The following is a 6,555-nucleotide window of genomic DNA, read 5'->3' as shown; positions in this document are numbered from 1 at the left end:
GTTTCCGGTTTCCGGTTTCCGGTTTCCGGTTTCCGGTTTCCGGTTTCCGGTTTCCGGTTTCCCCAGCTTATTGTATCCGGCGCCGTGGGAGACGGCGACCACAGGGGCCTTGATCAGGTGCAGATCATCGCCGAGGCTGGCGGTCACCGCGAGGTCGAATTCCTCCTCGACGGCCTGCTCCCATGGGGCCACGGCGGCTCCCAGGTCCGACAGGTATCCGTCGACCCCTTCCCGGAAATTCGAGGTGCGGGCGCGGGTGAAAACCACCTGCACGCGGAAGTCCGATTCGAAGAGCGGAAGGACGTCCATCAGCCGGGTCACCGCGGTGACGGTGTGCGCGACCGCGAGAACGCGGCGGCAGCCCGGGCGTGTCGACCATTCCTCCGCGACACGTCCGATCGGCACGCTCAGCCGCTCGTGCACGGACAACCGCGATCGCGCTCCCTTCCCGCGCCCCGTGTCCGGTGCGCGTTCCGCCCCGGAATTCCCTGCGCCGCCGCACAACGCTACCGGATGCCGCCGGCGCCGCCCCGTCCCGCACCCTGGGCCCCGGCGGTCCCGTCCGCTCCGCGGGACGGGAACCGTGCCGACCCCGCCTGGCCGGATGAGGACGGCCGCGGCGACGTGCCGGGATGCGGAGGGCCGGGTCCGGCCAGCCGCGGGTATCGCCCCGGCCGCGCTCCGTGGCCGCCCCGCCCCGTGCCGGGCGCGGCGCAGGGCGGGGCGGCCGTCACGCCGCGTCGCCGTCCTTGACCCGGTCGAGCCGCAGCCAGGTGTCGCGCAGCTCCACCCCCGGCAGGACCCGGAGCCGCTCGTGCACCTCGCGCACCGCCTCCGGGCTCTCCGCCGCGACCGACCCCACCAGGTCGCTCCGGCCCAGGCAGCGGGTCAGGAACCGGACCTCCTCCCAGGACGCCACCGTCGCGGCGGCCTCCTCGGCTCCCGGCCCCAGCGTCAGCGCGAACCCCCCGTGGCACGCCTGGCCGGCCGTGGCCGGGTCCAGCAGCGCCGTCACCCGCAGTGCGCGCCCCTCCAGCAGGCGCATCACCCGGCTGCGCACCGCCCCCGGCGACAGCCCCACGTACCCGGCCAGCTCGGCGAAGGAGAGCCGCCCGTCGCGCTCCAGCAGCCCCAGCAGCCGCAGGTCGACCTGGTCGGGGGAGGCCTCCGGCGGCGGGGCCGACGCCAGGTAGGGGTCCTTGAGCACCCGGGTGTACACGGTGGCGTCGATGCCCGACACCCCCTCCACCCGGCGCACCCGGTCCACCGCGGCCGTCAGCCGGTCCAGGCCGCCCCCGGCCACCTCGGCGACCACCGGTGCGCGCCCGGCGGCCAGCTCGGCCCGGTGGCACTCGGGCAGTTCGGCGACGGCCGCGGCGACCGCGGCGGCGGTGGTGCCCCGGACCGAGACCGCCAGCTGTGCGCGGGCGGTGATCCCGCGGACGGCCGGGTGCACGATGCCGACGACGCGCAGGCGCCCCGCCTCCTGCATCCGCCGCACCCGCAGGCGGGTGGCGGCGCGGGAGAGGCCCACGCGGCCCGCGAGGGTCTCGAACGGCAGGCGGCCGTCCGCGCCCAGCTCGCGCACGATCGCCGAATCGGTCTCGTCCAGCTCCATACCGCCCATGGGCGCTCACCTATCCAGTGGGGGAATTTCCCCCCAATTCTGCACATTGAGCGCCTCGTACGCGGTGCGGGCGGGCGGGAGCCGACTTGACAGATCGCCGATCCCTCCCCTGGGGTACCGGGCGGCACGGGCGACGAACGGACGACCCGTGCGCACCGGGGCACCGACTTTTGACGATCTGTTTCCCCTATATCTACGCCTGAGGAGGGACGCGAAGGACAAGCGGGTTATCTACGTTTGGGAGGAGAGGACGGGCCTGCGTCCTTCTCGGTGATGCGCGGGGGAGGCGCGCGCCGACCGCATTGTCCGACCGCAGTACCGGGGGTGCCGTGCGAGGGACCGGAGGACATCGGACCGGGTGCGGCCCGTGCCGCGTGTACGCACGGGGGAAAGGGCGCGCGGGCGCACCGCGCGATTCATGGTGGGGCGTACCGCTCCTCCAGGGGTGGGGCGAGCACCACCCCGGACAGGGTGGTGGCGTTATCGCACTTCGCCGCCGATCATCCGTACCGTTTTCCCCGATGGAGCGAGTGGGCCGCGCGGCGGCCGTACGGAGGGGGGAGACCGTGGTGCGATCGAGGCGGGGCGCGGAGCGCGCCCTCCCTGTCGCGGTCGGCGGGCGCCCGCCGCGCCGCCCCCAGGGGGATGCGGGGCCGCCGTGCTGATCGGATCGGTCCTCATCGCCCTGGCCGGGGCCTTCTGCATGGCGCTCGGGTCGGCGCTGCAAGAGCGCGACGCGGTCCGGGCGCCGGGCAAGAGCGTGGCCCGCTTCAGCCTGCTCGTGCACCTGGCCCAGCGTCCGCGCTGGATCCTGGGCACGGTCGCGGCGGGCGCCGGTGTCTGCCTGCACCTGGTGGCGCTCAGCGGGGCGCCGCTCACCATCATCCAGCCGATCGGCGTCACCGGACTGCTGTTCGCGATCGTGCTGTCCATGTTCTTCACCCGGCGCCGGGTGCGCACCGGGCAGATCCTCGCCGGGCTGGCGGTCACCGCCGGCCTCGTGGGCGTGATCACCCTGTTCCCGCACACCGCCGAGCCGCCGGAGATGACCACCGCCACCGCGCTGGTGCTGGCCGGCACGGTGGTGGGGGCCGGGTTCGCCGCCTTCGCCGCCGCCCGGTACCTGCGTGCGGGGGCGCGCGGCGTGCTGCTGGCGGCCGTGGGCGGGACCGCCCTGGGCACGACCTCGGCGATCGCGCGGGTGATCGCCGCGGGGGCCGTCCAGGACCTCGGCGCGGTGGTCAGCTGGCTCACGCCCATCGCCGTGGGCGTGGCCCTGTTCGGCGGCCTGATGATGCAGAACGCCTACCGCACCGGCCACTTCGCGGCCGCCTACGCGGTGCTCCTGGTCGCCGACCCGGTGGTCGGCGCCGGGCTGGGGGCGCTGCTGCTGGGCGAGGGGCTGCCGACGACTCCGCTCGCCCAGGCGGGGGCCACCGCCTCCGCCGCCGTCGCCGCGGCCGGCATCGCCGTGCTGGCCAAGGCCAGGAACCAGAACCCGGAGGCCGTGGTGCGCCGCGGCGCACCGGTGCCGGGCGGCCGCTCGGCGCCCGCCCCCGGGCAAGCCTCGCCGTTGTCCACCTCCGCATCTGCACAGGAGCAGCCTGATGACCGCAATGAAGGAGAGAACCCCGGGGGCCGCCGGCCAGGGCAGCCGACCGAGCGGGGGGCCTGACCGCCTGCGTCTGCTGATCGCGACCGACACCTACCCGCCGGACGTCAACGGCGCGGGGTACTTCACCTACCGGCTGGCCACCGGGCTGGCCGAACGCGGCCACGACGTCCACGTGGTGTGCGCGTCGGCGACGGGCCGCCCCGGCATCGAGTACGAGGACGGCGTCGTGCTGCACCGGCTGCGCTCGGCCCCGGTGGTCGTGCACCCGACGATGCGCACCGCCGTACCCGCGGGCGTGGGCGGGCACGTGGCGCGGATCATCGAGCGCCTCGCCCCGCACGTCGTGCACGCCCAGAGCCACTTCACGGTGAGCAGGGCGGCGGTGCGCCGGGCGCGGCTGTCGGGGGCGCCGGTGGTGCTCACCAACCACTTCATGCCGGACAACCTGTTCGCCCACGCGCACATCCCCGCCTCCCTTCAGGGCGTCGCGGGCGGCCTGGCCTGGCGGGACATGGTGCGGGTGGCCTACGAGGCCGACCACGTGACCACGCCGACGCGCCGCGCCGCCGACCTGCTGGCGGCCAAGGGGTTCAGCCGCCCGGTGGAGCCGGTCTCCTGCGGCATCGACCTGGAGCGGTTCCGGCCCCGGCCCGCCGAGCGCGCCGACGTGCGCAAGCGGTTCGGGCTGGAGGACCGGGAGACGATGGTGTTCGTCGGGCGCCTGGACGAGGAGAAGCGCATCGACGACCTGATCCGCGCCCTGGCGCTGGTGAAGGACCGGCGCGACCTCCAGCTCGCCCTGGCCGGGACCGGCCAGCGCCAGGCGGAGCTGGCCCGGCTGGCCGAGGAGCTGGGCGTGGCCGACCGGGTCCGGTTCCTGGGGTTCGTGCCCGACGAGGAGCTGCCGCAGGTGTACGTGGCCGGGGACCTGTTCGCCATCGGGAGCGTGGCCGAGCTGCAGAGCATCGCCACCCTGGAGGCGATGGCCACGGGGCTGCCGGTGGTGGCCGCGGACGCGCTCGCCCTGCCGCACCTGGTGGACGAGGGCGGCAACGGGTACCTGTTCCCGCCGGGGGACGCCGAGGCGCTGGCGGGGCGGCTGCTGGACGTGCTGGGCCCGGACCGGCGCGCGGCGATGGGGGAGGCGTCCCGGGCGCTGGCGCTGACGCACGACCACCGGCGCTCGCTGGACCGGTTCGAGGAGATCTACCGGTCGGTGCGCCCTCGCCGCCCGGGGGCTCCCGTCGCCGACCGGTCGCTGCGCGCGGTCGCCGGACCGGGGGAGCGGGGCCGGGCCGCGGCGGCCGCGTGATGACTTTCCGTGGTTTTTGCGTCACAAGCTGATGTAAGGTCCGGTTCGCGGGACATATCCAGAGTGTGTGGTTCGTTGGTACCGGACGGGCGGGGGCGGCGCACGCCGACGGCGTGGCCGCCCGGCTCCGCAAGGCCGAATCCGACGAGAGGTCGTGTCAGGACGTCCTCGGCGACTACGACCGCGCCCACCGTGAGCTGGAGGAACGGGTCGAGCGCCTGGAGGCCGAGCTGGCGGAGGCGCGGCGGGAGAAGCTGGAGGCGTTCGCCCGCTGGTGGAACTGCCGCGAGGACCGCGACCGGGCCCGCCACGTGGCGCGCAGGCTCCGGCGCCGGTTGAAGCGCATCCACCGCCGCGAGACGGCCCGCGGCCGGGCCGCGCCCGCCGGGGCGGCGGAGGACGGGCGGGCGGTGGACGTCCCGGCCCAAGCCGAGGGCCCAGACGGCGCGGTCCGCCCGCAGCGGTCCGGCCACCCCGACCACTCCGGCTACCCCGGTGGCGTCGGCCACCCCGATGGCGGGGACCGTGCGGGGGAGGGCGGCCGGGCGGAGCGGAACGGGCCGGCGGTCCGTTGGGCGGACCCGTGGTCCGGCCGGGGCCGGCCGCCCGGCGCGGATAGGGCGGACATGGATAGGGCGGACACCGCCGAAGAGGGCGCGAACGGCCGTCCGGGCGGCCGCCGGGCGGGTGGCTCGGGCCCGATTCCGTCCCAGCGCGAGGACGCCGAGGGCACCGGCGGGTCCGGTGGAGTCGGTGGTGACCGGGAACGCCAGCGCCCCCGCGTCGGCTGGAAGCGCGCCAACGGCGACCGGCGGCGCCCCCGCGAGTAGGCCGTCCGGAGGACGGAGGAGGACGGTGCGTGCCGCGGCTCCAACGACTGCGCGGAGCGTGCCTGGTCGCCGTACTGGGCGGCGACGGGAGAGCAGGTATCCCGCCGCCCGGCCGGGGCCCGGAGCGGGGTACCTGCTGTGCCGCCCCTTCCCTGAGGGAGTCACCCTCTTCCGCCGTTGGGGCCGGGGTGGTGGCCCGGGATGCGGTCAAGGACCTCCTCCATGCCGCGCTGGACGTCGATCGCCGCCTCCTTCAAGGCCCGCTGCGTCACCCCGATCGCCGGTCGGCGCAGGCTCGCCGCCCGGACCGCCATGTAGACGTCCCGTGACGGCGCGTCCTCCGGCAGTCTGCGGAACGCCAGTCCCCCCGTGCCCGTGCTCAGGGACAGCGCCGGGACGGCCGCGATGCCGATGCCCCGCGACACCAGGCTCAGGATGGTCCCCAACCCCTCGAACTCCCACGCCGCCGCCGGGGCGCCGCCCAGTTCGGCGAGCAGGGCGTCGGTGCCGTACCGGGACGGCTCACCCTGCGGGGCGGCGATCCACGCCTCGTCCTGCAGCCGTTCCAGCTCCACCGGGACCGCCGGGTCCGCCAGCCGGTGCCCCTCCGGCACCGCCAGCACCATCGGGTCGCGCAGCAGGTGCTCGTGGCGGAGCTTGCCCGCGCCGGTGTCCGGGCGTCGCCCCGTCCAATCGTCGACCAGGGCGATGTCCGCCTCGGCGGCGCTGACCTGGCGGACCCCCGCCCCCTCGGTGGTCTGGCGCAGCACCAGCTGCATGCCGGTGTGGCGGCGCAGGCTCTGCGCCAGGCGGGGCGCGAACGCCACCGCCGCCGTCGGGAAGGCCGCCACGGTCACCCGGCCGGTCACCCGCCCCCGCCGTTCATCCAGCACCGCCTCGGCCGCCTCTACCAGCGCGAGGATCTGCTCGGCCTGGTCGGCCAACAGCCTTCCGGTTTCGGTCAGTTCGGCGCTGCGTGCGGTGCGGTCCAGTAATTGGGCCCCCGCCTCGCGCTCCAGAGCGGACAATTGCTGCGAAACGGCCGAAGCCGTATACCCCAGCGAGGCGGCGGCCGCCGCGATCGTCCCCTTATCGGCGAATTCCTTGAGCAGTTGGAGCCTGCGGAGATCGAGCATAAGACCACCTTACGCTCACCATCGAAAAGAGTCGC

5 protein-coding genes and 1 pseudogene are annotated in these 6,555 nt (G+C 75.3%); 3 read left to right on the top strand and 3 right to left on the bottom strand.

The window, feature by feature from the left end:
• Together O4U47_RS25270 and O4U47_RS25265 are read right to left on the bottom strand one after the other, a co-directional pair.
• Positions 1-423, bottom strand: a pseudogene (locus O4U47_RS25270) (hypothetical protein); the annotation flags it as partial.
• 307 nt (positions 424-730) lie between these two features.
• On the bottom strand, positions 731-1,627 hold the full coding sequence (locus O4U47_RS25265) for an Lrp/AsnC family transcriptional regulator (RefSeq protein ID WP_270680467.1): 897 nt from the start codon (positions 1,625-1,627) through the stop codon (positions 731-733).
• Positions 1,628-2,285: 658 nt separating this feature from the next.
• Here O4U47_RS25265 and O4U47_RS25260 point away from each other — a divergent pair.
• From O4U47_RS25260 to O4U47_RS25250, 3 genes are all read left to right on the top strand, one after another.
• Positions 2,286-3,302 (top strand): DMT family transporter, encoded by a 1,017-nt coding sequence (locus O4U47_RS25260; RefSeq protein ID WP_270680466.1) that lies wholly within the window; start codon positions 2,286-2,288, stop codon positions 3,300-3,302.
• Entirely contained in the window at positions 3,244-4,554 is a 1,311-nt protein-coding gene (locus O4U47_RS25255) for a glycosyltransferase (protein WP_270680468.1), read from the top strand. Before O4U47_RS25260 ends, O4U47_RS25255 begins: the two co-directional genes overlap by 59 nt.
• Positions 4,555-4,619: 65 nt before the next feature.
• The gene (locus O4U47_RS25250) at positions 4,620-5,384 is read left to right on the top strand and encodes a hypothetical protein (protein ID WP_270680465.1); all 765 of its coding nucleotides are present in this window, start codon (positions 4,620-4,622) and stop codon (positions 5,382-5,384) included.
• Between the two features lie 161 nt (positions 5,385-5,545).
• Here the strand turns inward: O4U47_RS25250 and O4U47_RS25245 are convergent, their stop codons facing one another.
• Positions 5,546-6,520 carry a LysR family transcriptional regulator gene (locus O4U47_RS25245; protein WP_270680464.1) on the bottom strand — a complete coding sequence of 325 codons (975 nt, stop codon included), beginning with the start codon at positions 6,518-6,520 and terminating at the stop codon, positions 5,546-5,548.
• Positions 6,521-6,555 lie beyond the last annotated feature (35 nt).

The sequence above is a fragment of the Nocardiopsis suaedae genome (assembly GCF_027706745.1).
Taxonomy (GTDB): Bacteria; Actinomycetota; Actinomycetes; order Streptosporangiales; family Streptosporangiaceae; genus Nocardiopsis_A; species Nocardiopsis_A suaedae.
Note: the sequence above shows the minus strand (reverse complement) of the source record. Positions and strands in the feature narration are given on the sequence as shown.